The organism is Azospirillum sp. BE72 (assembly GCF_031455875.1).
Classification (GTDB): Bacteria; Pseudomonadota; Alphaproteobacteria; order Azospirillales; family Azospirillaceae; genus Azospirillum.
This window is the reverse complement of record NZ_JAVDTO010000014.1, coordinates 81,224-106,793: the sequence shown is the minus strand read 5'-3', so window position 1 is coordinate 106,793 and position 25,570 is coordinate 81,224. Positions and strand designations below refer to the sequence as shown.

Annotated in this window: 22 protein-coding genes; 5 read left to right on the top strand and 17 right to left on the bottom strand. The window is 70.4% G+C overall.

Features of this window, described 5'->3' with window-relative positions; genetic code table 11:
* Positions 1 to 15: 15 nt before the first annotated feature.
* Positions 16 to 585, bottom strand: coding sequence for a ubiquinol-cytochrome c reductase iron-sulfur subunit (gene petA, locus J2Y49_RS25170; RefSeq protein WP_149226747.1), 570 nt, complete (start codon positions 583 to 585; stop codon positions 16 to 18).
* 271 nt (positions 586 to 856) lie between these two features.
* Between petA and J2Y49_RS25165 the strand changes: the two genes are divergently transcribed.
* Positions 857 to 1,336 carry a tRNA (cytidine(34)-2'-O)-methyltransferase gene (locus tag J2Y49_RS25165; protein ID WP_310118003.1) on the top strand — a complete coding sequence of 160 codons (480 nt, stop codon included), beginning with the start codon at positions 857 to 859 and terminating at the stop codon, positions 1,334 to 1,336.
* Entirely contained in the window at positions 1,333 to 2,208 is an 876-nt protein-coding gene (gene hemF / locus J2Y49_RS25160) for an oxygen-dependent coproporphyrinogen oxidase (RefSeq protein ID WP_310117857.1), read from the top strand. The genes J2Y49_RS25165 and hemF overlap by 4 nt, the downstream gene beginning before the upstream one ends.
* A gap of 1 nt (position 2,209) precedes the next feature.
* Here the strand turns inward: hemF and J2Y49_RS25155 are convergent, their stop codons facing one another.
* Positions 2,210 to 2,554 (bottom strand): hypothetical protein, encoded by a 345-nt coding sequence (locus J2Y49_RS25155; protein ID WP_310117856.1) that lies wholly within the window; start codon positions 2,552 to 2,554, stop codon positions 2,210 to 2,212.
* Between the two features lie 117 nt (positions 2,555 to 2,671).
* On the opposite strand from J2Y49_RS25155, the gene J2Y49_RS25150 reads away from it, so the two are divergent.
* Complete coding sequence (locus tag J2Y49_RS25150; protein ID WP_310117855.1) at positions 2,672 to 3,793, top strand: DNA topoisomerase IB; 1,122 nt, start codon at positions 2,672 to 2,674, stop codon at positions 3,791 to 3,793.
* A gap of 156 nt (positions 3,794 to 3,949) precedes the next feature.
* On the opposite strand, the gene J2Y49_RS25145 is transcribed toward J2Y49_RS25150, so the two are convergent.
* Entirely contained in the window at positions 3,950 to 5,944 is a 1,995-nt protein-coding gene (locus J2Y49_RS25145) for a SpoIIE family protein phosphatase (RefSeq protein WP_310117854.1), read from the bottom strand.
* 300 nt (positions 5,945 to 6,244) lie between these two features.
* Here J2Y49_RS25145 and J2Y49_RS25140 point away from each other — a divergent pair, with 300 nt between their 5' ends.
* A complete protein-coding gene (locus J2Y49_RS25140) occupies positions 6,245 to 6,619 on the top strand; it encodes a hypothetical protein (RefSeq protein ID WP_149226757.1) in 375 nt (124 codons plus the stop codon).
* Positions 6,620 to 6,628: 9 nt separating this feature from the next.
* Here J2Y49_RS25140 and J2Y49_RS25135 read toward each other — a convergent pair whose 3' ends face one another.
* Genes J2Y49_RS25135 through wrbA form a run of 3 tightly spaced genes read right to left on the bottom strand, consistent with a single transcriptional unit; the run spans position 6,629 to position 8,665 of the window.
* Complete coding sequence (locus J2Y49_RS25135; protein ID WP_310117852.1) at positions 6,629 to 7,003, bottom strand: hypothetical protein; 375 nt, start codon at positions 7,001 to 7,003, stop codon at positions 6,629 to 6,631.
* 60 nt (positions 7,004 to 7,063) lie between these two features.
* Positions 7,064 to 8,029 carry a glutathione S-transferase family protein gene (locus J2Y49_RS25130; RefSeq protein ID WP_310117850.1) on the bottom strand — a complete coding sequence of 322 codons (966 nt, stop codon included), beginning with the start codon at positions 8,027 to 8,029 and terminating at the stop codon, positions 7,064 to 7,066.
* Positions 8,030 to 8,062: 33 nt separating this feature from the next.
* Positions 8,063 to 8,665: an NAD(P)H:quinone oxidoreductase gene (gene wrbA, locus J2Y49_RS25125; protein ID WP_310117849.1), complete on the bottom strand. Its 603-nt coding sequence runs from the start codon at positions 8,663 to 8,665 to the stop codon at positions 8,063 to 8,065.
* A gap of 142 nt (positions 8,666 to 8,807) precedes the next feature.
* Between wrbA and J2Y49_RS25120 the strand changes: the two genes are divergently transcribed.
* Positions 8,808 to 9,758, top strand: coding sequence for a LysR family transcriptional regulator (locus J2Y49_RS25120; protein WP_310117847.1), 951 nt, complete (start codon positions 8,808 to 8,810; stop codon positions 9,756 to 9,758).
* 35 nt (positions 9,759 to 9,793) lie between these two features.
* Here the strand turns inward: J2Y49_RS25120 and J2Y49_RS25115 are convergent, their stop codons facing one another.
* The 11 genes from J2Y49_RS25115 to tssL all read right to left on the bottom strand — a co-directional run bounded on the left by J2Y49_RS25115 (position 9,794) and on the right by tssL (position 25,363).
* A complete protein-coding gene (locus tag J2Y49_RS25115; protein WP_108549148.1) occupies positions 9,794 to 10,186 on the bottom strand; it encodes a hypothetical protein in 393 nt (130 codons plus the stop codon).
* A 128-nt stretch (positions 10,187 to 10,314) separates the two neighbouring features.
* Positions 10,315 to 11,145: an alpha/beta hydrolase gene (locus J2Y49_RS25110; RefSeq protein WP_310117845.1), complete on the bottom strand. Its 831-nt coding sequence runs from the start codon at positions 11,143 to 11,145 to the stop codon at positions 10,315 to 10,317.
* A gap of 17 nt (positions 11,146 to 11,162) precedes the next feature.
* The gene (locus J2Y49_RS25105; RefSeq protein WP_310117843.1) at positions 11,163 to 12,797 is read right to left on the bottom strand and encodes an alpha/beta fold hydrolase; all 1,635 of its coding nucleotides are present in this window, start codon (positions 12,795 to 12,797) and stop codon (positions 11,163 to 11,165) included.
* Between the two features lie 8 nt (positions 12,798 to 12,805).
* A complete protein-coding gene (locus J2Y49_RS25100) occupies positions 12,806 to 15,130 on the bottom strand; it encodes a serine/threonine-protein kinase (protein WP_310117841.1) in 2,325 nt (774 codons plus the stop codon).
* 83 nt (positions 15,131 to 15,213) lie between these two features.
* Entirely contained in the window at positions 15,214 to 16,854 is a 1,641-nt protein-coding gene (tagH, locus tag J2Y49_RS25095) for a type VI secretion system-associated FHA domain protein TagH (RefSeq protein WP_310117839.1), read from the bottom strand.
* 42 nt (positions 16,855 to 16,896) lie between these two features.
* The gene (locus J2Y49_RS25090) at positions 16,897 to 17,187 is read right to left on the bottom strand and encodes a PAAR domain-containing protein (protein ID WP_149226775.1); all 291 of its coding nucleotides are present in this window, start codon (positions 17,185 to 17,187) and stop codon (positions 16,897 to 16,899) included.
* 24 nt (positions 17,188 to 17,211) lie between these two features.
* Complete coding sequence (locus J2Y49_RS25085) at positions 17,212 to 17,808, bottom strand: DUF4123 domain-containing protein (protein WP_310117837.1); 597 nt, start codon at positions 17,806 to 17,808, stop codon at positions 17,212 to 17,214.
* 20 nt (positions 17,809 to 17,828) lie between these two features.
* Positions 17,829 to 19,892 (bottom strand): type VI secretion system tip protein TssI/VgrG, encoded by a 2,064-nt coding sequence (locus J2Y49_RS25080; RefSeq protein ID WP_310117835.1) that lies wholly within the window; start codon positions 19,890 to 19,892, stop codon positions 17,829 to 17,831.
* Positions 19,892 to 20,482 carry a type VI secretion system-associated protein TagF gene (gene tagF, locus J2Y49_RS25075; RefSeq protein ID WP_310117833.1) on the bottom strand — a complete coding sequence of 197 codons (591 nt, stop codon included), beginning with the start codon at positions 20,480 to 20,482 and terminating at the stop codon, positions 19,892 to 19,894. Before tagF ends, J2Y49_RS25080 begins: the two co-directional genes overlap by 1 nt.
* Positions 20,464 to 23,973 (bottom strand): type VI secretion system membrane subunit TssM, encoded by a 3,510-nt coding sequence (gene tssM, locus J2Y49_RS25070; protein ID WP_310117831.1) that lies wholly within the window; start codon positions 23,971 to 23,973, stop codon positions 20,464 to 20,466. The genes tagF and tssM overlap by 19 nt, the downstream gene beginning before the upstream one ends.
* A gap of 64 nt (positions 23,974 to 24,037) precedes the next feature.
* Positions 24,038 to 25,363, bottom strand: coding sequence for a type VI secretion system protein TssL, long form (tssL, locus tag J2Y49_RS25065; protein WP_310117829.1), 1,326 nt, complete (start codon positions 25,361 to 25,363; stop codon positions 24,038 to 24,040).
* Positions 25,364 to 25,570: the final 207 nt, after the last annotated feature.

Below are 25,570 nucleotides of genomic sequence, written 5' to 3'. Positions count from 1 at the left end.
GAACCGTTGCGCCGCTTAACCGAGCCGGATCTTGGTATCGCCCGTGAAGGCGTACGTCGGAAGGACAAGGTTTGCGGGGGCCGGGCCCTTGCGGATGCGCCCAGCGGTGTCGTAGTGCGAGCCGTGGCAGGGGCAGAACCACCCGCCATACTCGCCGCGCGGATCGGTGACCTTCTGGCCCAGCGGAACGCAGCCCAGATGCGTGCAGATGCCGATGACGATCAGCCATTCCGGCTTCTGCACGCGGGCATCGTCGGCGGCGGGATCGCGCAGGTCGCCCAGGTTGACCTGCTTGGCAGCCTCGATCTCCTCGGCAGTGCGGTGGCGGACAAAGACAGGCTTTCCGCGCCAGGTGACCGTGATCGCCTGCCCCGCGGCGACCGGAGCCAGATCAACGTCGATGGAGGCAAGCGCCAGGGTGTCGGCCGCCGGATTCAGGCTGTCGATGAAGGGCCAAGCCGCCGAGGCCGCCCCGACGACGCCGACCGCACCGGTGGCAAGATACAGAAAATCGCGGCGGGAACCCCCCTCGCCGCTGGAGGCCGCGTGGCCACCCGTCCCGGGCGGATGCGTGGTCTGAGCCATAAGCCTGTTTCTCCTCAAGGCATGCCCGACGCCCTTTGCCCGCGCCGGACGACCGATGGACCATTTTTATGCATGACACGGCAAGCCCGCCCGCCGAAGGAAAAACCCTCAGGCATGCCGCATCGGTCCGGAGTGGGTATCTCCAGCTTCTGCGCTGCGGTATACCGTCGCGTCGACATCTTGAAAAGTCCTTGGCCGGGAGACAATTTGTCGCGTGTGTCGGGGCTGGACTATTTGTATGCAAAACAAACACTTCGAGGCAAGGCCCGCGTTGCGCCTTGTGCTGTTCGAACCCGACATTCCACAGAATGCCGGCACCCTGATGCGACTCGCAGCCGGGCTGGGGGTGGCGCTCGACCTGATCGAGCCATGCGGATTCGTGCTGGACGACCGCCGGCTGCGCCGCGCCGGGATGGATTATCTGGACCATCTCGACTGGATCCGGCACAGCTCCTGGGCCGCCTACCGCGCGGCGCCGCAGACCGGGCGGCTGGTGCTGCTGACCACGCGGGCGGCGATCCCCTACACCGGCTTCCGCTTCGCCCCCGGCGACCGTATCCTGGTCGGCCGCGAGAGCGCCGGGGTGCCCGACGAGGTGCATGACGCCGCCGACGCCCGTCTGGTGATCCCGATGGTTCCGCCCGCCCGCTCCTTGAACGTTGCGGTCAGCGCGGCGATGGTGTTGGGTGAAGCCCTGCGGCAGACCGCCGCACAAGAGACGCGGCAGACCGCCGGACAGGAAACGCCATGACCGCCGACTCCAGCCTCATCGAAGACCGCAAGGTGCGCGCCGCATCCTGGTTCCGGGAGCTGCGCGACCGCATATGCGCCGCCTTCGAGGCGCTGGAGGACGAGCTGACCGGCACCCATGCCGACCTGCCCCCCGGCCGGTTCGAGCGCAAGAGCTGGTCCCGCCCCGACCATGGCGGCGGCGAGGGCGGCGGCGGCACCATGTCGGTGATGAAGGGCCGGGTGTTCGAGAAGGTCGGGGTCAACATCTCGACCGTGCACGGCATTTTCAGCCCGGAATTCCGCGCCAACATCCCCGGTGCGGCCGAGACCGGCGAGTTCTGGGCTGCGGGCATCAGCCTGGTGGCGCACATGCGCTCGCCCCTGGTGCCGGCCACGCACATGAACACGCGCCACATCGTGACCACCCAGGGTTGGTTCGGCGGCGGGGCCGACCTGACGCCGATGATCCCCGACGACCAGGACACCGCCGACTTCCATGCCGGCCTGCGCGCCGCCTGCGACCGCCACGACCCGGACTATTATCCGCGCTACAAGGAGTGGTGCGACCGCTATTTCTTCCTGCCGCATCGCGGCGAGGCGCGCGGAGTCGGCGGCATCTTCTTCGATAACCTCGACTCGGGCGACTGGGAGGCGGACTTCGCCTTCACCCGCGACGTCGGCACCGCCTTCCTCGACAGCTACACCGCCCTGGTGCGCCGGCACATGAACCGGCCCTGGACGGCGGAGCAGCGCGAGCACCAGCTGATCCGCCGCGGCCGCTATGTGGAGTTCAACCTGCTCTACGACCGCGGCACCACCTTCGGCCTGAAGACCGGCGGCAACACCGAAGCGATCCTGATGAGCCTGCCGCCCGAGGTGAAGTGGCCGTGATCTAGCGGCGCTGAGCCAACTGAACCCAGGGCGCCCAGGCCTGCCGCACCATCTCGCCCCACAGCCGCATCGGCGCCATCCACATCTCGGCCATGCCGGCGGCGGACGCCATCGGGTTGGCGCCAAGCTGGTGGGCGCCCGGCTTTCCGCCGACGGGACCGGCCAGTAGCAGCGGGTTCATCAGCGCAGGCGCGAGCAGGCCGGCGACGGCATCGAAGGACGGGGTGGCGCGGAACTGGATGGCGATCACCTCCGCCCCATCCTCCCCCGCCTCGCGGTGGCGGATCTGGATCTCCAGGTTCGGCAGATGGGCGGTCAGAGTCGTCTCGTCCGGCTTGCTGTCCATGCTCGCGGCTCCGTTTTTGGATCTGGCGGTGCGAGGATAGAGTTTTTGCAACTGCGAAGAAACCCTCTCCGAAGGAGGTAGCGGCAACCAACGCCCGTTCCGGCCGTTGATGGCCGTATGGACAGCACCATCCCTCCGTCCGATATGGACACCCCTTCGCCCGAACAGGAAGCCGCCTGCGCCGGGCTGACCTACAGTTCCGACGACACCCCCGGCATCCGTCGGCGTCGCTACGGCAAGGGCTTCCGCTTCCTCTGGCCCGACGGCACCCAGGTGACGGAGGAGGACACGTTGGCACGCATCCGCAAACTGGCGATCCCGCCCGCCTACCGCGACGTCTGGATCTGCCCCGATCCCGACGGCCACCTGCAGGCCACCGGCCGCGACGCCAAGGGGCGCAAGCAGTACCGCTACCACCGCCGCTGGACCGAACTGCGCGAGGGCACCAAGTTCGGCCGCATGCTGGATTTCTGCCGCGCATTGCCGGCCCTGCGCGAGCGGGTGTCCGCCGATCTCGGCCGGCGCGGCCTGTCGCGGGAGAAGGTGCTGGCCGCCGTGGTCAGGCTGCTGGAGACCACGCTGATCCGCGTCGGCAACGAAACCTATGCCCGAGAGAACCAGAGCTACGGCCTGACCACGTTGCGTGACGGCCACACGGAAATCGAGGGGTCGGAGGTCCGCTTCTCCTTCAAGGGCAAGTCGGGCAAGGAATGGAACGTCGCGCTGCGCGACCGCCGGCTTGCCCGCGTCGTCGCCGCCTGCCGCGACGTGGCCGGCGACGAGCTGTTCCAGTATCTGGATTCGGACGGCCAGCGCCATGCCGTGACGTCGGGCGACGTCAACGCCTACCTGCGCGAGGCCACCGGCGCCGATTTCACCGCCAAGGATTTCCGCACCTGGGCCGGCACCGTGCTGGCGGCGATGGCGCTCAGCGAGTTCGAGGCGTTCGACAGCGCGACCGGCGCCAAGCGAAACGTCACCCGCGCCATCGAACAGGTCGCCACCCGCCTGGGCAACACCCCCAGCGTCTGCCGCAAGAGCTACGTCCATCCCGAGATCCTGGACGCCTATCTGGAAGGCGACCTGCTGGAGTCGCTGAAGCGCGAGGTTGAGGCGGAACTGCGCGACGAGCTGGCCGGCTTGACTGGAGAGGAGGCCGCCGTGCTCGCCTTCCTGCGTGAAAGGCTGGAGCGGGAGACGGCGGCGCGGGCGCGGGAGGGGGCGCGGAGGAAGAGGTAGGGGGGCTTGGGAGGTGTCGGCTTGCGAATGCCCCCACCCCAACCCTCCCCCGCTGGGCGGGGGAGGGGATAAGCGCTTGTTCGGAAATGCAGCGGCAGTCCCTCCCCCGCCCAGCGGGGGAGGTTAGGTGGGGGCAATCGCCGCAGCACTCCCCCCTCAAACCGCCTCAACCGCCTCCGTCACCGGCAGCAGCCGACGCACCGCCAGGCACACCAGATCCCCGGCGACCGCACCCTCCGCGGCATGGGCCTGGACGCTGCGCAGCACGAACTCGGCACGGTCGCGGGCCGACATGCCGCGGCTGTGGGCCAAGGCGGCGGCAAGGCGATCCTCGCCGAAGGGTTCGCGCTGACCGTCGACGGACTGCAGCACGCCGTCGGTGCATAGGAACAGCGTTTCGTCCTGGTTCAGCACCACCGTCGCCTCGGTGTAGGGAGCCCCGCGGCGAATGCCCAGCGCCGGGCCGCCGGCGGCGGACAGGAACTCCACCCCGCCCTCGGCGGTGATGCGGCAGGCGCCGCGGTGCCCGGCGGCGGCATGGACCAGCGTACCGGCCATCCGGTCGTAGATGGCGACGAAGGCGGTAGCGAAGCCGTTGAAGGGGCTCTCGCCGCACAGCCGCTCGTTGGCGCCGGTCAGAATCGCGGCGGGGCCGACGCCGGGGCGGGCGGTCTCCCGGATGGCGGCGCGCACCATCAGCATCAGGAAGGCCGCCGGCACGCCGCCGCCCGATACCCCGGCGGCGACCAGCAGGCTGTGACGCTCGTCCAACTCGACCACGTCGTAGAAATCGCCGCTGACGGCGTGGCCCGGCACCAGCGTGCCGAAGAACTGGCTGTCGCGGCCGACCGGCAGTTGGCGCGGCAGCAGGTTGGCCTGCACGTCGCGGGCGGCGCGCTGCTCCTCCTCGATCAGCTGTTCGGCGGCGGCCAGCTTCTCGCTCTTGGTCTCCAGCTCCGCCCCGCGCATGACCAGCTGGGCGTCCAGGGTCTCCTCGCGCGCCGTCGCTTCCATCGCCATGCGGCGGAAGACGCGCGACAGCCGGCCGAATTCGTCGTCGCGGTCCGCCGCCTCGTTCAGGCTGAGGGGGTTGAAGCGTCCGGCCTCCACCGCCTTGACCGCCTCGCTCAGCCGTTCCACCGGCGCCATCTGGTCGCGGGCGAAGCGGATGCTGAGATAGACGCCCAGCGCCAGCACGAAGACGCCGACCAGCCCGCCGATCTTCAGCTGCCGGCCCAGCATCGCCCCCGGTTCGGAGTAGGGAACCCGCACGGCCGCAACCGCCGGCAGGCCGGCCGCGGCGGCATTGGCCCCAGCGTTGGCAGCCGCATAGCGGATGGGCGCCAGCGCCAGCAGCCCGTCGCCCGACACGCGGACGGTCACGTCGCCGGCGGTCGCCGCCGCCTTGGCCGCGGCGGTGTCGGCATCGGACAGCGGACCGCCCGCCCCGTTGGCCAGCACGGCGCCGCGCGCCAGCACCCGGCCGTCGCGGTCGAGCAGCCAGGCCGCCTCCACCGCGCGGGTGGCGATCAGGCCGTCGATCGCTCCCTCGGCGCCCGATTTGCGCAGCAGGTCGCCCAGGCGCCGCATGTCGGCACCGACCTGGACGATGCGCGGCTTGTCGACGCCGGCCACACCGGCGAACTTCATCAGCCGCCCGCTCTCCATCGCCGGTTCCGACGCCAGCGACGCGGGCGAGCGGTTCAGCAGGCCGCTGTAGGCGCCGTGGCGCGGCCCGCCCTTGGCATCCTGGCCGAAGACCGGATCGGGACCGGGCACATTGTGCAGATAGGCTCGGCCGCGGTTGTCGGTGATCCACATCTCGTCCGGGCCGCCCGACTCGGCGATCTGCTTCAGCCGGTCGTTGATGGCCTTGGGCGGCAGCTTCGCCGTTTCCGCCAGCGCCACCAGATGGGCGGTCAGCGTCGCTTCCGACAGCAGCCGTTCGGACAGCATGGCATCGACCTCCCGCGGGAGGTCGCCGGCCTGGGCGGCGCCACGGGCGAGCAGGCCGGCGGTCAGCCGCGCCTCCGCCTCGATCCGCTCGGTCAGGGCCGCGCGCGTGGTGAATGCCATCGTCGTGGTGACCACCACCACCGCCAGCAGCACCAGACCGGTGACCAGCAGGATCAAACGCTGTTGGAACGTCATGGGATTGCGCCCGCCCCCTCTGGCTGAAGCAAATGGCCGAAGCCATGGCCGATGGGACCGCTTCTACCGGTCCGGGGCACGCAAGTCCAGTTGCCGGGCCGCCGCACCGGTCATGGCCACGCCGGCCGTGCGCGGCGTAAGGCGGCCGTGCGCGCAAGAATCGACCGCAGGCGCGACATTATCTCTTTCGTAACCACATGGTCCGTAAGACGGAAGGACCGCGGACGGTGTCCCGCCGCGGTCCCATGGTGTTTCAAACCCGCCGCCACTCAACCGCCACCACTCGACCGGTGCATGCCCATGCCGCTCAACGTTCTGGAAGTCGCCGTCTATGCGATGGTCCTCACCGCCAGCCAGCCCAGCTCCTTCGAGTGCGTGGCCGTGAAGCCGGAGGGCGTCAACTGCACCAACGGCCTGTCGGCGAAGCAGGACGGGCCGAACCTGCTGTTCAGCACCGGCATCCAGGTGATCAAGGACAATCAGGGGCGGGTGCGGCTCAGCAACGGGCTGCAGACGCGCTTCGACAGCTCCGCCTGGGTGGAATTCCAGGACACCGGCAAGAAGCCGGTGGTCAGCGTCCGCAAGACCGGCCCGCTGCGCTTCAAATTCTCCAACGGCTTCCAATGCGAGGCGATGGGCAACCCGGAAGACATGGCCCGCTGCCACAAGCCCTGACGGCTTTCCCTACCGGTTGATGCCGCGGCGCTCCATCTCGTCCTCTATGGCGCGGCGGTTCTGACGGATCTGACGCTGCTCCTCGCCGAGCCGGTCATACTGGTTGCGCAGGTCGCGGTCGGAATAGTCGCCATAGGCACCGGCGCGGCGGTTGCCCGACGAATTGCCGGAAGACCCTTCATAGCGGCGCCCGTCGCGGTTCAACTCACGATCCTCGGTCGTGCGGTCCTGCGAATTGCTGTTCGGGTTTACGGCCCGGTTCAACTGATCGAGCGCCCCGCCCCACCCGCCTTGCGACTGGCCGTTCTGCGATTGGCCGCTCTGGGCCAGGGCCGGTGACGAAAGGGCCAGGACGGCGGCGGCCGCCAGGATGATTGTACGCATCGGACGAACTCCCTCATGCGGTTGTCGTTTCCATCTGACAACCGCCGGGGAGCCGATCCGTCACGCCGCCAGCGGATCCGGTCCCAAAGCCCCCCGTCCATGCCGCGCGTCAAGATCCAGCTCCGGCCCCTTCGGCACGATGCCGGTGGGGTTGATGGTGGCGTGGCTGCCGTAATAATGCTGCTTGATGTGGTCGAAATTCACCGTCTCCGCCACGCCCGGCACCTGATAGAGGTCGCGGAGATAACCCGACAGGTGGGGATAGTCGGCGATCCGCCGCTTGTTGCACTTGAAATGCCCGACATAGACCGCATCGAAGCGGACCAGCGTGGTGAACAGGCGCCAATCGGCTTCGGTCAGCCGGTTGCCGACCAGCCAGCGCCGGGCCGCCAGCTCGGCGTCGATGCTGTCCAGCGCCGCGAACAGCGCGTCGAAAGCGGCCTCGTACTTGTCCTGGGAGGTCGCGAAGCCGGCCTTGTAGACGCCGTTGTTGACGGCGTCATAGACGAAGGCGTTGACGCGGTCGATCTCCTCCACCAGGTCCGGCGGGCAGAAGTCGGTGCGCACGTCGGTGAAGGCGTCGAACTCGCGGTTGAGCATGCGGATGATCTCCGCAGACTCGTTGTTCACGATGCTGCCGGTCTTCCTGTCCCACAGGACCGGAACGGTCACCCGGCCGCTGTAGCCGGGCTTGGCCTGCAGATACACCTCGTAGAGGCGGCGGGCGCCGGTCACCGGTTCCGGCTCCGCGAAGGTCCAGCCTTCCGACAGCATCAGCGGATCGACCACGCTGACGCCGACCACCTCGTCCAGCCGCTTCAGCTTGCGGAAGATCAGCGTGCGGTGCGCCCAGGGGCAGGCCAGCGACACCATCAGGTGATAGCGCCCGGCCTCCGCCGGATAGGGGGTGGAGCCGTCGGCCGACACCCGGTCGCGGAACTGCGCCTCCGTCCGGACGAACGCGCCGCCGGACTTCTTGGTGTCGTACCACTGGTCTTGCCATTGTCCGTCGATCAGCAGGCCCACGGCTCCCTCCCCTTCGTCAGCGTCTGTGGTTCATCAACCGTGCAGCTTCGCCGTGATCTCGGCGACATGGCGGCCCTGGAAGCGGGCGCCGTCCAGTTCGACCGCACTCGGGCGGCGCGAGCCGTCGCCGTCGGCGATGGTGCTGGCGCCGTAGGGCGAGTTGCCCATCACTTCCGAAACGCCCATCTGGCCCTGGAAGGAATAAGGCAGGCCGACGATCACCAACCCCAGATGCAGAAGCACGGTGTGGGTGCTGAGGATGGTGCTTTCCTGCCCGCCATGCTGGGTGGCTGTGGAGGTGAAGACGCTGCCGACCTTGCCGACGAGCGCGCCCTTGGCCCACAGGCCGCCGGTCTGGTCGAGGAAGTTCTTCATCTGCGAGGCCATGTTGCCGTAGCGGGTCGGCGTGCCGATGACGATGGCGTCATACTGGGCAAGCTCGTCCACCGTGGCGACGGGGATGTCGCTCTCGTCTTTGTAATGGGCGGACTGGCGGACGGCCTCCGGCACCAGTTCGGGCACGCGCTTCACCGCCACCTCGGTCCCGGCGACGGAGCGGGCGCCTTCGGCCACCGCCTGCGCCATCTCCGACACATGGCCCCAGCTGCTGTAATAGAGGACCAGAACCTTCGCCATTGTCGCCACTCCCTGTTTCGTTGGGTGATCGTGTCGCCGCGACCGGTTCCGGCCCGGCGGTGACATCAGAAATAGGACGCGGCGACGTTTCCGGTAATGCCGGATCTTGGCACCTCATTGTTTCCGGGTGTACAACAATGCCATGGATCGCCTCGACGACATGCTCGCCTTCATCAAGGTGGTGGACACCAAGAGCTTCACCGCCGCCGCCGACCGGCTCAATTTGTCGAAGTCGGTGGTCTCCCGCCGCATTGGCGAGCTGGAGAACAGGCTCGGCGCGCGGCTGCTGAACCGCACCACCCGCAAGCTCAGCCTGACCGAGGTGGGTCAGGCCTATTACGAGCGCTGCACCCGCATCCTCGCCGACCTGGAGGAGGCGGAGCAGGCGGTCGCCGACCTGCACGCCGCCCCGCGCGGCCGGCTGCGGCTGAACGCGCCGGTCAGCTTCGGCATCTTGCATCTGGCCCCAGCGGTGGCGGAATTCCTGGAACGCTATCCGGCCATCGAAATCGACATGGATTTGAACGACCGCACGGTCGATCTGATCGATGAGGGGTACGATCTGGCGGTCCGCATCGGGCGGCTGCGCGACAGCTCGCTGATCGCCCGGCGGCTGGCTCCGGCCCGAATCGCGCTGTGCGCCAGCCCGGCCTATCTGCAGAAGCACGGGGTGCCGGAAGCGCCGGACGATCTCGCCCGGCACAGCTGCCTGATCTACACCAACGTGCCGACGCCCGACGTCTGGCAGTTCACGGTGGACGGGGAGACGCGCAACGTCCGGATCTCGGGCCCGATCCGCAGCAACAACGGCGACCTGCTGCGCGAGGCGGCGATGTCCGGCGTCGGCTTCATCATGTCGCCGACCTTCCTGTGCGGACAGGCGCTGACGCGCGGCGAACTGGTCAGCGTGCTGCACCGGCACATCCCGACGGAACTGTCGGTCAACGCGGTCTATCCGCAGAACCGCCACCTATCGCCGAAGGTGCGGGTGTTCGTCGATTTCCTGGTCCAGCGCTTCGGCCCGCGCCCCTATTGGGACTGCGCGCTGCTCGACACGCTGCCGGAGGAGATGAGGCCGCAGGAGACCGGCTGACGCGGTTAGGACGGCGCCCCTTATGACGGCCCCCCTTATGACGGCGAGTTCGGCCGGCGGCGGGAGCGCAGGTTCAGCGCGGTGATGAAGTTCGGCTGCTGGCCGACCACGGGACCCTGGGGAACCGGCTTCTTCGGGGCGGTCGACAGGAAGCCGCCGACCCGGCCGCGCAGCTCGACCGCATGGTGCGCCGCCTCGTCCGCGCTTTCCGCCACCTGACGGCGCACCGACGGGTCCAGCGTGTTGAAGGCGCGGGAGGCGAATTCGAAGGCCGGCTGCGACTTGGTGGCGATCACCTGACGCAGAGCCTTGGACACCAGCACCGTGTCGAGACCGCCCGGCCCCTCCACCCCGTCCAGCACGTCGGCGAGGATGCCGATGGCCTGGATCGTGCCGTTGTCGTCCAGGGAAAGGTCGTGAGCGTCCATACGGGTCTTCCGATCGTCTCAAGCGGTACGGGTCTCGCCCCTGCGGACACCCGGGTTGCACCTTTGAAATCATAGTGTTTGCACCGGCGTCTGGCAATGGACGCCCGCAGGGGACGGCGGTGAAATCGTTAAGACCCGGCTTGTCCCGACCCCAGCGACACCGGGAACGCGGCCCTCAGTGACGGCCACAGCGCCGGCCAGTCGCCGTCATGCTGCATGCCCGGCACCACCCGCACCGGAGCGCCGACAAGGGTCCCGAAGCCGCGCACCACGTCCGGCGGCACCACCCGGTCGTTGCCACCGGCGATGTGCCATTGCGGCACCACGGCCAGCCGTCCGGTTTCCCGCGCCGGGTCGAGCGACCCCGTCAGCGGCGTCAGCCGCTTCGCCGCCGCCCAGGCCGCAAGGTCGAGCGGCGCCACCACCGTCACCAGCGCAGCCACGTCGTTGCGTCTTGCCGCCAGCAGCGCCGCCGCCACCCCGCCGCCGGAATAGCCGACCAGCACCAACCGGTCCGCCCCGCTCTCCCGCTTCGCCTCGTCCAGCGCGCGACCGAGGGCGCCGATCACCTCCGGCGCAAAGCGGTGGGAGGTCCAGATGCGGGTGGAGCAGGCGGCGTCGGTCGCCACCCCGCCATACTGGCAGGGCCGGCCGAGATAGAGCAGCCGCGGCGCCGGGTCGGTCAGCGCCAGGGACAGCGCCACCGGATTGAAGGGCGTCGGGTCGCGCGACGGCTCGGTCGGGCTGTTCCAGGCATGGCCGTCGCCCTCGATATAGACCACCAGCGGCCCCGCCCCGCCGGAGCGCAGCCAGCCCGCCAGGGTGAAGGGCGCCGCCGCGAAGCGTCGCGGCAGCAGACCGGCGGCCCCGGCGGCCTCGTCCACCGCCGCCACCCGCTCCCGAGGAATTGCGGCGCAGCCGGCAGGCAGCAGCAGCGCGACGGCAAGAACAGCCCGCAAAAGGGAGGTGGCCGGCCTCACCGCTCGGGCAGCCGGGTGGCGAAGGTTGGCGGCAGCAGCCGTTCGACGCAGGCCCCGGCATCGCCGGTGGACAGCGTCTCGACGAAGCGGGCGGCGGCGCTTCGCCCGCAGGGGCTGACGCCCAGCACGTCATGGCCGATTCCGCGGAAGGACATCAGCGTCGCCCGGCGCAGGCTGCGCCCCATCGCCTCGGCCCGCGCCGGGACGGTGAAAGTGTCATAGGCGCCGGTCAGGATCAGCGCCGGCACGTCTGACTCGACCGGCCGGTAGAAGGACCCATCGACAGGCGGCAGGTTCAGCACAGGACAGGCGGCGTCGTAATCGGTCTCCACCGCCTCGGCCACCACATGGGGCCGCAGATCCGCCGCGGCGCGCCGGGCGGCGGCGGCATCGATGCGCGGACGGTTCTCCCGGCACCCCACCGTCAGGTTCAGCCCATAGGCGAGGTTGTCCAGCACGCCCCAGATGGCCGGCGGCACCACCAGCGCCAGGGCCGCCGCATCCTCCAGCCGGTCCGCTCCGCCGATTCGCGCGACAACGCGGTCGAGACGGTCGAGCAGGGCCGGCATCACCACCATCCCGTCCGCGCTGCCCAGCCGCAGAGACAGCACAGTCGCCAGCATCGGCCAGGACAGCTGCAGGTCGCTCTCCCGCCCGGTGCCGGGATGGCGCAGGCGAAGCTCCAGCGGCCGCCGCTCCAGCGCCGCCGCCAGCCGCTCCATCGCCTGTCCCAGCTGCGGGAAGGCGCGGGCGCAATCGGGCTGGGCGGCGCAATCCTCCACCATCCGCCGATGCGCCTGCCGGATGGCGGTCAAGCGGTCGAGGTCGAGCCATGTCGCATCCGGCGCCGCCGGGGAGTTCAGCACGAGGCTGCGCACCGCCGCCCCGTCGGCACGCAGCAGCGCCTGGGCCAACACCCCGCCATAGGAGGTCGCGACGACGTTCCAGCGCTCCACCCCCAGCGCGCCGCGCAGCGCCCGCAGGTCGGCCGCACTCTGCCCGCTGTCGAAATCCTCCAGACGGTAGCCGGCGCGGCGCAGCGGATCCAGGCAGACGACGGCATCCTCCGCCGTCACGCCGCCGAACCAATAGCGCAGCGGATCCAGCGCCGGGCAACGCAAGGAGGGGGCGGACCGGCCGGTGCCGCGCTGGTCCACCAGTACGATGTCGCGGCTGGCGCGCATCGGCGCCAGCATCGCCGCGGTGCCGCGCGGATCGTCGCTGCCGCCCTGCCCCGGCCCGCCGGCCAGAACCACCACAGGGTCGGCTGCCGACGCGCCGCTCAGCGCCGGCAGCACCATCACGAACAGGTCGAGCGGCGGGCTGTCCGACCGCTGCCAGTCCGACGGCACCCGCAGGCTGTGGCAGCGCGGCGCCGGGCCGTCCGGCAGGCCCGCCGGACATGGCACTTCGGCGAGCGCCGGCCGCGGGGCGGGCGCCGGGGTGGGGATAGCGGCCGGAACGGCGCTCGGCATGGCAATGGGCGGCGGCGACTCCGCGATCACGACCGGCGGTGGCCCCTTTGGCGTCCCGGCCAGCCAGTCGATCCCAACCCCGAGGAATCCGCCCGCCAGCGCACAGAGCGCCAATGCGCCGCCGATAACGGCAAGGCGCCGACCGCCGCCGTCCATCGGCCGGTCTACTCGGCCACGGTGGTGAAGAAGGCGGACTGGACGACGACGTTCCCCTTCGCCTCGGCCTTGGCGATGGCCGCGCGCAGGTTCGCCAGATAGCCGCCGGCAGGCTCCACCTCCTCACGCTCCGCCGGGAACAGCGGTTCGCGCGTGACCAGAGCCAGGATCATCGCCGGGCCATAGGGCGGGGCAATGGTGTAGACGCGGTCGCTGGGCGACTTGGCAATCCCCAGCGTGACGGGCCGGCCGGCATCGACGCGGTCGTCGCGGCGCAGGCGCATCGGCACCATGTGGATCGCGTTGCCTTCCATATCGATGTAATCGACGGTCAGGTAGCCGGACATCGCGGGCGTCACCGTGACTTCCAGCTTCTCGCCCTGGCGGTAGACCATCGACGGCCGGTTGAAGCCCAGCCCCAGCGCATCCGCCCCCTGCGCCTCCGCCCGCGCCGGCATGCCGGCGGCACCCAGCGCCTCGCACAGCGGCCAGGGGCGCACGGCGATGCGCGCGTCGATGTCGACACCGCCCGGAAGTCCGGTGATCGCCGCCTTCAGTGCGCCGGCATCGGCGTCGCTGCCGACATAGCCGCCAATGCGCAGGCCCTTGCCCGTCTCCACCGCCCTGACGCCGGCACAGGTGAACCCGGCCGCCGCGGTCTCCACCCTCTTGCGCGCCTCGGCCGGCGTGATCGTCGGCGGTGTCGGTGGCGCGGCAGGAACGGCGGCCGGCACGACCTGGGCAGGTGCGGGAGTCGGGGTCGGTACCGGCGGCGTGACGGTCTGAACCGCCGGGGTGACCGGCAGCGGCGGCACCGGAGCGACGGGAACCTGAGCGACCGCAGGCTTGACCGGATCGGGTGCCGGCGTCTCGGCCTTCACGGGCGCCGCAGCTGTGGGAGAAGCGGGCGCGCCGAGCGGCGCCGTGGTCATGGCAGGCGGCGTGGCGGGCTGAGTGGCGGGAGCCGCAGGAGCGGACGCCTCCTTTACCGGCGCCTGGGCAGTCGCCTGGGTCGCCGTTTGGGCGGGCGGCTGCGACTGGCCAAACAGCAGGAAACCGGCGACGCCGGCCGCCACCAGACCGCCGACACCACCGGCAATCAGCCCGACCGGAGCCTTCTTCGTCTGTCCGTCCGTCGTCTGAGCGGCCTTCGCCGGCCCTCCGGCCTTCACGGTCTGGGCCACCGCCGGCTTCGGCTCCTCCTTCGCCAGGGTCGCGGCCGGGAAGGGAGTGGCGTCGAAAGGCGTGATCTCCGCCGGGCGGCAGGTCAGGGCGCCGACCAGTTCCGTCATCGATTTGGCGCGGTTCTGCGGGTCCGGCTCCAGCATGGAGCACAGGACCCCGCGCAGCGGCTCGGCCAGCGCCGACAGGTCGGGCACCGACATGCGCCGCTCGATCATCGCCTGCGGCGTGCGGCCCATGTCCAGCGGACGGCCGAGCGCCGCCGCGGCCAGCACCAGACCGGCGCTGTAGATGTCGGACTGCGGCCCGACCTGACCGCCGAACAGCCCGAACTGCTCGGGCGAGGCATAGCCGTACTTGCCGGCGAAGGCGTCGCCGATGACGGTCCCCGCCCCGCCGGCGGTCTGCTTGGCGATGCCGAAATCGATGATCTTGGCGTTGGCGATCGCGCGGCCGGGCAGGATGACGTTGTCGGTCGACATGTCGCGGTGGACGATGCCGCGCTGGTGCGCCGCCGCCAGCCCCGAGGCGATGCGGTCGAGCAGGACGGCGACGTCATCCGGGTCGAGCGGCCCGCCCTGCAGCACCTCCTGCAGCGACGGCCCGTCCAGATACTCCATCGACAGCAGGATCCGGCCATACTCGTCGCGGAAGACGCCGTCGTAGGACACCACCGCCTCGTGCCGGATCTCGCGCAGCGCCGCCGCCTCGCGCCGCAGCAACTCCACCATCTTGGCATCCTGCGCCAGTTCCGGCCGGATCACCTTCACCGCATGCCAGGTGTTCATGTCGACATGGCGGGCGCGGTGCACCTCGCCCATGCCGCCGCGGGCGATCAGTCCGGCCACCTCATAGGTATGGCTCAGCAGGGTGCCCGGCCCGATCGGCGCCGGCGCCGCCCGTCCTCCCGAAGTCTCGACACCGGAGACGGACGCCGCGGTTATCGAAGTCGAAGTGACCGAAGATGCGGTCACCGGCGGTTGGGGAAGCGCGGTGGCGGCGACCGGCGGCGTGGTCAGCCTCGTCGCCTCGGCATCCACCCCCCGGTCTGCGATCCCGGTCGCCGCCGGCAGAATGGCGGTCGGCTCGTGGCTGTCGGCGGGACGGTCGTCAGGAGTGCCGTCAGAGGTGCCGTTGGGGATCTGGGCCATGGCGGGATACGGTCCGGTTCAAGAAGTGGCAGGCGGTGCGGAAGGATCGGGCGGCAGGGGATCAGTGGCGGATCAGTGGCGGATCAGTCGGGCTTTCCACCCTCTGGGGCACCGCCGGAGTCACCACGCACGAAGCGGTCGTATTCGCGGGCGATGGCGTCGCCGATCACCCGGTCGAAATCCTCTTCCAACTCGACCACCAGATCCTTGTAGAGCGTCTCGTACTGGTCCCAGTAGCGCGCCTTGCGCGCCGCCGGGACGATGCTGTCGAGAAGCCGCGTCTCCAGCCGCTGGCTGAGCGCGCCGGGGTCGAACTTGGCGACCACCTGCTTCAGCGCGGTCTGCAGCGCCGCGGCATAGGCGAGGTGGTGGACCTGCACGTCGCTCGCCGCCTCGCGCACCGCGTCGGCCATCGGCAGGAAGCCGCGCAGACGCGGGTTGGCCAGCACCGACACCGCCTCGTCCAGCGTCTCGCACCGCTTCAGCGGGTTCTCCCCCGCCGGGCGGAAGCTGGTCTGCTCCAGATGGAACTCGTCCTTGAAGCGGGAGCGCGCCCGCAGCGACGCATGCAGCGCCCCAAGGCTGACGCGCAACGCCTCGCCCAGGCTGCGCATCATCGCAGTCGGGTCCGGCAGCCCATCCGCCGGCAGCGGCGCGCCGAACCCCTCATAGAAGGCGGCGACCGCGGCACCCGCATCGGCGGCGGGCGCGACGACGGGAACGGAAGCCGCTACGGGTGCGACCGCCACGGGCGGCGGAACCGGCACGACATGAGGCGCGGCATGGAACGCGGCCTGGGGAACGATGACGGAGTCGTCGGGCAGCGGAATCGGCTCGGCCGCCCGGGCGACCGGCGCGGGCTCCGCCGGCAGCGGATCGGCCGCCGGATCGGGCAGCGTCTCGTCGATGTTCCAATCTTCCGGCAACGGCTGGGCCGTCTTCGCCGCGGCGGGGAAGGCCGGGTCCGAAAAGGCCGGTGCCGCCGGCTGCGGCGTGCCGAGGAGGTCGTCGTCCCAATCGTCGGGGATGCCGCCGCCCGACGGCTGCGGTGCGGCGGCCGGCGGCTGGTAGGAGACGCCGATCGACAGCGACTGGTTCAGCGGGTCGGAATGGTCGTCCACGGTGCCGAACCGCCAGTCCTCCGCCCGCTCGCGCGCGGCGGCACCGCTGCTGGAGGCGGTCCAGGCATCGAAAGGCGCATCCTCCGACCGCAGCGGCTGGTGTTCGAAGGGCCGGTGTTCGACGGAACGGGCCGCAGGGTCGGCGAACAGTTCGTCGAACTGGTCCGGTGCCGCGGCAGGGGCCGGCGGCGGAGCGAAGGGATCGGGGGCGAAGGGATCGGGCGCGCTATCCGTCCCGCCCAGCCGGAAAGCGCCCGAAATCTCGGTGAAGCTGGGGGCGGACAGCGTTTCCACCGTCGCCTCGATGATGAAGCGGCCGATGCGGATGCGGTCGCCCGACCTGAGATCCGCCGGGACGCTGCGGCCGAGCGGCCGGTCGGAGCCGTTGAGGAAGACGCCGTTGGTGCTGGTGTCGATCACCCGGTACCCAGCCGCGGTCTTCTCGAAGACGCAGTGCTGGCGCGACAGCAGCAGGTCCGGGTCTGGAAGGATCCAGCCATTCTCGACCCCGCGCCCGACGGTGAGGTCGCCGCCATGCAGCGTCTTCTCGGCATTGCCGCCCAGCGACGCCCGATGGTCCGAAACGATCCTCAGCCTCAGCATTCCACGCTCTCCACCCCGCTGCCAATCCCTCTGCCCCGGCGGTCAGCCGCCGATCACGACCGTCGGCGCCCCGGTCACGATCACCCCGCCATGGGCGGTCTGGTCGCCCAACCGCGCCGCCGGCCGTCCGCCGACGATCACCGTCGCCGACCCCTTCACGATCACGTCGGGCGGGCCGACGCAGACGCACATGTCCGTCACCACCGCGGCCGGCAGGAATTCGATCAGGACCGCGGGCACGCCGGGGCTGACGATGGGGCCGCCGACATGCGGGACCGGGCCGGTCGTCATCGGGCAGGTGTGCATGTCGGTCAGGCGGGCGGCGGGCGGCATGGGCGGTCTCCTCCGGCCTTGGGATCAGCGGACGCGGAGCGCATCGGCGCCCGGAGTGGTCCGCAGCGGGATTTCGACGCGGCGCAGGTCGCCGTTGACCGACTCGAACAGGACGAGCGCATCGGCGCCCGCATCCTCCATCATGAACCGGACGCCGGGGCCGAACAATGCGGCGCGCTGGGCCTCGTCGCTGATCGGCAGGAAGCTGCCCAGCACCGCCGGATCATAGAAGCGGAACAGATAGGCCGCCCCACCCTCGCCGTTGACGATGGTGAATTTGCGGAAATGGCGCCGCACCGCGTCGATGTCGCCATCGGCCTGCACCAGGATGCCCCAGCCGCGTCCCCAGCCCTCCCCCACCAGCCAGTCGGCGACGGCGCTGCCGCGGGTCAGCCGGACCAGATAGGGCGCCACCTCCGCCAGCTCGCTCGCCGTGTCGCCCTGGTAGAGGGAGCGCATGTCGGCCTCCTCCTCCCGCGCCAGCAGGCCGGGATAGAGGCCGGGATCGCGCGCAGCGTCGACGATCATGTAGAGGCCGCCGGTCTCCCCCTGCGGCCACAAATGATGGGCAAGGCGGGCGACCACCTCCTGCGGCGACCGGCGCGGGGAAAGCTCTATCATCGCCTTGTTCGTGCCCGGATTCATGTCTGACAGATCTCGCACAGCGGCGTGTTGGACGCTGCGGCGCTGCGCATCACCATGGCCTGGGCCGCGGTCTTCGGGGTGTGACTTTGCGCCGGGCGCGGCAGCTTGGCCTTCGGCGGGGCCGGGATCGTCCCGCCCTTGTCCTTGTCGGCCGGCGAGGGCTTGTCCGGCTTGGCCGGCGAGGCGCTCAGCCCGTTGGCCGCACCGCCGCTGTTGATCAGCACCATGGTGCCGTTCATGGCGATGCCGGCCGGGCTCAGCGTGATGAAGTTGCCGCCGACCTTCAACGTCAGCGAGGCCCCGGCCTCCAGGCACAGGTTCGCCCCGGCATTGACGGCATAGTTGGTGCCGATCTTGTCGTGCAGGTCGACGCCGACCGTGCGCGACACGCCGCCGCCGATGGATTCCACATGGTCGCCGTCCACCGTTGCGTGATGGTTCTTGCCCACCCACTCCCACAGGCCGCCGGCGACGTTCACATGCTGGCCCGACGCCACCGAGCTGCGGCTGTCATGGCCGATGCGCAGGTCGTAGTCGCGCTGGGCATGGACGAAGACCTGCTCCTTGCCCGCCTTGTCCTCGAACCGGATTTCGTTGAAGCCGCGCCCGCCGGGCGAGCTGCGCGTCTTGATGCCGGAGCGCGTCTTGTGTTCGGGCAGGGCGTAGGTCGGCAGCGCGTCGGCGTTGTTGACGACGCCGATCACCATCGGCCGGTCGGGATCGCCGTCGACGAAATCGACCAGCACCTCCATACCGATGCGCGGCACCGTCTGCATGCCCCACTGGTGGCCGGCCCAGCTCTGCGCCACCCGGATCCAGCAGGAGCTTTTCTCGTCCGACCGGCCGCGGCGGTCCCAATGGAACTGCACCATGATGCGGCCGAACTTGTCGGTGTAGATCTCCTCCCCCGCCGGGCCGACGACGAAGGCGGTCTGGATGCCGCGCACCGACGGCTTCGGCGTGCGCCGCGCCGGCCGCACCACCGCCTTCGCCGGCAAGGCGCGGAAGTTGTTGCCGTAGGAGGCCTTGCGCTTGTCGCCGGGCAGGAAGCCCTCGTTGCAGGCGTCGAACTCAAGCTCCGCCACCACGACGGGCTGGTTGTTCTCCGCCGCCGTCGGGTGGTCGGTCAGGGCGAAGGTCATGCCGGGATGCAGGCTGCGGCAGGCGCCGACACCGCGCACTCCCTCCAGCCCGCGCTCCTCCGTCTCCATCCGGCGGCGGGCGAGCGCCGAACCGGCGTCGCGCGTGGCATAGCGGCCGGGATATTCGAACAGCTCGTACTTGGTCGAAACCGGCACCTTGGCGACCGACGCCTCGCCGCTGTCCAGCGCGGTGCGCGGCGCCTGGAAATCGTAGTCCTTGGTCGCCCAGCGGCCCGACGCGATGGAATAGACCCGCTCCCACCGCTCGATCTGGTCGGCATACTGGCCGCTGGGGTTGAAGCGCAGGGTGGCCGGCGACAGCTTGGCATAGCCGGCGGCGCTGTCGGACAGGATCAGCTTGTGGCGGTCGCGCTCATGCGCGAAGTAGTAATAGATGCCCTCTTCTTCCAGCAGCCGGCTGATGAAGTCGAAGTAGGTCTCGTTGTACTGGACGCAATATTCCCGCGGCTGGTAATTGCCGCTCAGGCTGCGGAATTCGAAGTTGGAGAAGCCGAATTCCTGGAAGATCGTCTCGACGATCTTCGGCACCGCCATCGGCCCGCCGCCGCCCAGGCTGTGGAAGATGCGGCAATCGCTGGTGTAGGACAGCAGCGACAGCCAGGGCACCACCTCGATCGTGTAATAGCGCTGGTCGCGCCCCACCGGCACGCCGACGCCGAGCGAGCGCGCGATGCCGTTGACGTAGTGGCGCTCGCCGTCCAGCTGGCGGAAGCCGATGTTGACGCTGTTGCCGACGATGGTCTCGGCCGCCAGCGGCTCGATGGGGCCGAGTGCGTCGATGCGGTAGAGGAAGGGGCTGGACAGCGCCTCGCGCCCCTGCACCCGCTCCACCAGCAGCACGTCGGGTCCGGCCGGCGTTTCCAGCGACAGCAGACGGTCGTCCTGAACGAACTGCATCACGCCTCCTCCTCGGCACGGCCGGTCAGGAAATCGACGAAGTTCGCGGCCGGCGGCAGGCCGGCGCTGGCGAAGCCCTGCTCCGCCACGCCCTCCCCGCCCAGCGTCCACCAACGGGCGCCGGTGGAAGGCGCCTCACCCAACGGCCGCGGCACCGACAGCGCAGCGACGGAGCCGACGAAGGCCTCAACGTCCAGCGTGTGGGTCAGGACGGACAGCGCCAGCTCCTCCGCCGCCTCGAACCATGCGGCGTCATTTTCGGCCCCGGCGGCACTCTGGCCGGGCGCGAGAAGGGCGACCAGCGCCAGCGGGAACTGCCGCCCGGCCTTGTCGACGCTGGGCATCATCACGCCGGCTGCCGCCTGCGGCCCGCAGACCCCGGCCTCCAGCGTGAAGCGCCAGATCGGCGCATTGAGGTAGCGGTCCATCCACCCCTCGCCCAGCACCGCGCGGCTGGCCTGCAACCCGTCCAGCAGCCAATCGTGCCATGGGTCGGCGAAGCTGCGCGGCAGCCCGCGCAGCAGGAAGTCGCCCCGCGCCGGCAGCTTGCCGAAGCAGCCGGTATTGCCCATCACAGGCTGTCCGGGCATCGGAAGTCCTTGAGGTCGCGGATCGAGAAGGGATTGACCGCACTGGTCATCCGCACGTCGAAGCTGGCCGACTTGCCCGCGGCGCCGAAGCTCAGCGGGATGCGGTCGGGCACCGATCCCTTGCGGCCCCGGTTGGCGTCCAGCGTGCGGAACCACGCCCAGCTTCCGGTGCGCTGGGTCATCTCCGGCGGTTCGGTCGGCTGGCCGGTGAAGGTGACGCGCAGGTCGCCCGCCCCGCCCGGCTTCGGCCATTGCAGCCCCTGCGCCAGCGTGGCGTTGCGGGCAAAGGTCATGCGCTGGCCGTCGATGTCCAGATCCACCTGCTCCACCCCGGCGCCGAGATAGGTCGGGCGCAGCTCGAAGCGCAGTGAGGGCACCCGGCCGCCGTCGGGGAAGAAGGCGTCGCGGATCATCGCGGCATGCTGGAAGGCCGGCAGCACCGAGGACGGAATGCCGAGATCGGCGGCCGACGGCTGCCAGCGCCAGGGCTCCTTCGTCGTATCGACGAAGGGACGCAGCCGGTTGGTGAAGAAGGCGTCGATCAGCCCGCTTGGCGCGAACAGCCGGGCGAAGTCGTCCATGCCGACATCGGCCGAGGCGCCCTTGACGAAGGGATAGCGGTTGTCGAGCGCGCGGCGGCACCAGGGAAGCACCGTGCTCTGCCATTCCGCGTTGATCTGCGACCGCGCGCCGCTCAGCGTCCGCGCCGTGCCCTGCTCCACCAGCTCCTCGGTCCAGCGGCGCACCGGCTGCGGGTAATAGGCCACGTCGGTGGCGAGCTTCTGGAACACCTCGCCGCCCCCATTCGCCGCCAGATCGAACAGCTTCTGCCCGTTGCCGGAGCCCAGCGACAGCCGCGCCAGCACGGCATGCACGCCCTCCAGCTGACGCAGCAGTTCTTCCAGACGGGCATTGCCACTGTTGCGGGTGAAGTCGTTCAGCGGGCGGAAGCGGTCGTCCACCATCTGCGTGACCAGCTTGGCGACGCCGCTGTCGGCGACCGCCGCGGCCACGGCGGCCACTGCCGGGGCGGCGCCGGCCGGCGCCTCCGGCACGCGCTGCAAGGTCGTCTCGATCGCCACCGCCGCCAGCAGCTTCTGCAGGGGGGAGCTGCGGCCGGACAGGATGTTGACCTCCTCGCCCAGCGCCTGCGGATTGGCCGCCGGCACCAGCGTGATGTCGTTCAGCAGAGCATCCCAGCGGCCGGCATAGTCGCGCAGGTACAGCGTCAGAGCCGCCGTCTCCAGCTCCGGCCCGGCTTCCTCGCCGCGGGGCGGGCCCAGCAGCCAGCTGAGGTCGCGCACCGACCGCGCCGCGCCGGGCAGGCCCGGCAGCATCACGGTGGTGAAGCCCTGCTGGGTGTAGAAGCCCGGAATGCCGTCGCTGAACCGCGCGCCGGAGGAGCGGCGGAACACCCGGTCGCCTTCCGGCCCGGCCTGCTCGGTCGGGCGCCATTCCTGCAGCTTGCGCGCCGCCTCGCCGTCGCGGATGGCGGCATAGGCTCGGGCGGCCAGCGGCGTGCGGGCCAGCACCTCACGCGACTGCCGGATCAGCTCGGCGTCCAGGTTCACTTTCGGAAGGCCGGCGGGCGCGCCGAGCCCGGCATCGATGTGGCCGAGAAGCGCCTTGGTTTCGTCCTCGCCCGGCGGCGGCGAGACGCGGCGCAGCCAGCCGGCGGTCCAGGCCTTCACCTCCTCGCCGTTGACCGGCCCGGCGCCGCCCAGCGTCAGGTAGAGGCGCAGCAGCGCCTCGACCGCCGGAGCGTCGTCGGCGATCAGCCGGTCGCGCAGGTCGCGCTGCACCCGAACCAGCAGGCGCGGCACCAGCAGCCCGTTGACCGCGCGGCGGTACAGCGCGTCGCCGGCCTCCTCCAGCTTGTCGCCCTGGTAGAGCCCGAAATCGAGCGCCAGCTTCTGCTTCAGCGCCAGCGTGTCGTGGCCGGCCGGCAGGGCGCGCAATTCGTTCAGCACGGGCAGCACGCGGCGGAGGTCGTCGTCGGCGACCGTGCCGGCGGCGAGCGCCTCCGCCTTCGGGCGGTAGGCGTCGACCGCCTGCTGTTCGCGGTCGATCAGCCCGGCATTGCCGAGATAGCCGGCGACCCAGGCGGCGGTGGCCGTGACCGTCACCAGCCCGAACAGGCTGTAGGCGATGCGCGGAACCCAGATGCGCCGACGCTCCGCCGCCGGGTCGAAACCGACCAGATTGGCCTCGCGGAACACCAGATCGTTCAGCAGCCCGCCGAGGAAATAGCTGCGCTGCTGCCCGGCGGCGACGGCACCGCCGCGGAAGGGCGCCGCCGGCAGGCCGAAGCTCTCAGCCAGCCCGCCGATCAGCCGGTCGATCTGCGTGCCTTCCTGGGTGCCGCTGGTGAAATAGATGCCGCGCAGCCGCAGCGCCGGCTCATACCGGTTGGCCTTGAAGGCGGCGGACACGAAGTCGAGCAGCGGCTCCTTCAGCGAGGCCAACTGCGACGGGAAGGCGAAGATGGCGCCGCGGCGCTCCTGCGCATGCTCCTGCTGGATGCGGTCGACGGCGCGGGCGGACAGCCGGCCGGCGATGCCGTCCAACTCGCTGCCCAGCGTCGCCATGCCGGCATCGCCAAGCTCGCTTTCGGCCGCCGGCAGGGTAACGCCGACGATCTGCCGGCGCTCGTCCCGGTTCAGGTCGTGGAAGAACTCGTTGAAGCCGGCGATCAGGTCGGCTTTGGTCAGCAGCAGATAGACAGGCGCCTTGATCTTCAGGGTTTCGTACAGCTCGCGCAGGCGGCGGCGGATGGCGGCGGCATGCTGCGCCCGCTCCTCCGGCCCGGCGGCGGCGAGGTCGGGCACCGCCATCGCCACCAGCACGCCGTTGATCGGCTGGCGCGACCGCGAATCCTTCAGCAGCTTCAGGAAGGCGCCCCAACCGGTCTGGTCGACCGCCTCGTGGCTGTCCTGAGTGGTGTAGCGGCCGGCGGTGTCGAGGAAGATGGCCTCGTCGGCGAACCACCAGTCGCATTGCCGGGTGCCGCCGATGCCCTTCAGCGGCTTGGCCCCGGTCTGTTCGGCCAGCGGGAAGTTCAGGCCGCTCTTCAGCAGCGCCGTGGTCTTGCCGGCGCCCGGCGGGCCGATGATGACGTACCAGGGGGTGCTGTAGAGATAGCCGTCGCCCAGTCCCCGCTGCTTGCGTCCGGCCTTCAGCAGGGCGAGGGAGTCGGCGAAGGTCTTGCGCAGCCCGGCGACCTCGTCGGCCTGGTCCATCGCCGCCATGCGGGCCGCGTCGCTGCCGCCGGTCAGCTCCGCCGTCATCCGCTCTTCGGCCTTGGCGTCGCGGCGCTTCAGCAGGATCAGCACGACGGCCAGGATCGGGAAGGGCACGGCGGCGGCCACGGCCAGCCAGGGCATCTCCAGCCCGGCCAGCGGCGCCAGCAGCGCGATCAGCGCCGCCGCGATCGCCGCACCGATGAAGCCCAGCACTGCGCGGGAGAGCAAGATGGCGGTCAGCCGACTCATTCCGATACCCCTGTCCCTGATCTTATGCTGCCGCTGGCACCGCCCCTGTGCGGGGCGGCTCCGCTCACTTCTTGAGGATGATGTCGATCCGGCGGTTCGCCGCCCGGCCTTCGGGGGTGTCGTTGGACGCCACCGGCTCAGTATCGGCCTTGCCCTCCGCCTTCAGGCGGGACTTGTCGGTGAAGAGCGGGTCGAACTCCGCCATCACCGATTCGGCGCGGGCCTTCGACAGGTGCCAGTTCGACGGGAAGCGCAGGCGCCCGCCGCCGGTCATCGGCACATTGTCGGTGTGGCCGGTGATCAGCACCGCGCCCGGCTCCTCCGCCACCGCGCGTCCGACGCGCAGTACCGATCCCCGCACCTTGTCGTTCAGGCTGGCGCTGCCGCTGGCGAACAGGTTGCTGCCGCGCATGCGCACCGTGATCGACAGCGCGTCCTCCGTCACCTCGACCAGCCCTTCGGCGATCTCCGGCTCCAGGAACTTGCGCACGCGCTGGACCTGGGTGGTCTGCGGCGGGGGCGGCGGGGCGATCTGCGGCGGCGGCGGGGCGGCTTCGGCCAGCTTGACCGGGGCCGGCGCCTCGATCACCACGCCGCCATGCGGCGGCAGGCCGCCCATGCCGGCGAACAGCCGGTCCGACGCCCCGTTCAGCAGGAAGCTCAAGCCCAGGAACAGCAGCAGCAGGAACAGCGCCGTGCCGGCCCCGGCCACCCAGACCGGCAGCGAGCTGCGCGGCGGACGATAGTCCATAGCCAGCGCCGCCGCGTTCGGGCAGAGGATGCGGTCGGCGTATCCGCGATGCTTGACCAGGATGTTGTAGACGTCCTCGCGGATGCGGGCATGCTCGCTGTCCTGGCGCCCGGCGACGCGGTACCGGCCGCGGAAGCCCAGCGACAGGCAGAGATACATCAGCTCCAGCAGGTCGCCGTATTTGCCCGGATCCTGCCGGGCGGAGGCGAGGCGTTCATAGAACTGGTCGCCGCCGACGACGTTCTTGTGGAACATGCTGGTGACGTTCTGGCGCGTCCAGGAACTCTGGCTGCCCCATTGCGAGTTCAGCACGATGTCGTCGATCAGGGCGCAGAGCGCGTAATGCGCGGTCGCCTGGGTCGCGGCGTCCATGCCGGACTTGGTCACCCAATGCTGGAAGTCGCGCAGGGCCGAGATCACGCGCTGGCGCAGCGATTCCAGGTCCGGAACACCGGTCACATCGTTCAGCCGCGCCGCCAGCAGCAGCACCGGCGAGGCGGCGGCGGCCAGCGGCGAACGGGCGGCGAAGATGCCGGCCAGCGCCGGTCCCGGAACGCCGACGGCCTCCACCCGCGCCGCGGCGGGCGGCTCCCCGCCGCCGGGAGCACCGGATGCGCGCCGGCCACCCGGCGTCGGCATCAGGACCGTACGTTCCGTTTCCGGTCCGGGCATGCCGCCAAACTGATCGCCGCCTTGCATGTCCACCCCAATCCGCGCGCCGTCCCGAAAGAGGTCCGGCCCCTGTTTTGCAAACACTGTGAACGAACTAACCGAACTTTATCTAGCCATTTCTGGCCGGCAAATCCGTGGTAGGCGCGGCGGATGGCCGTGCCGCCGCCCCTGCCC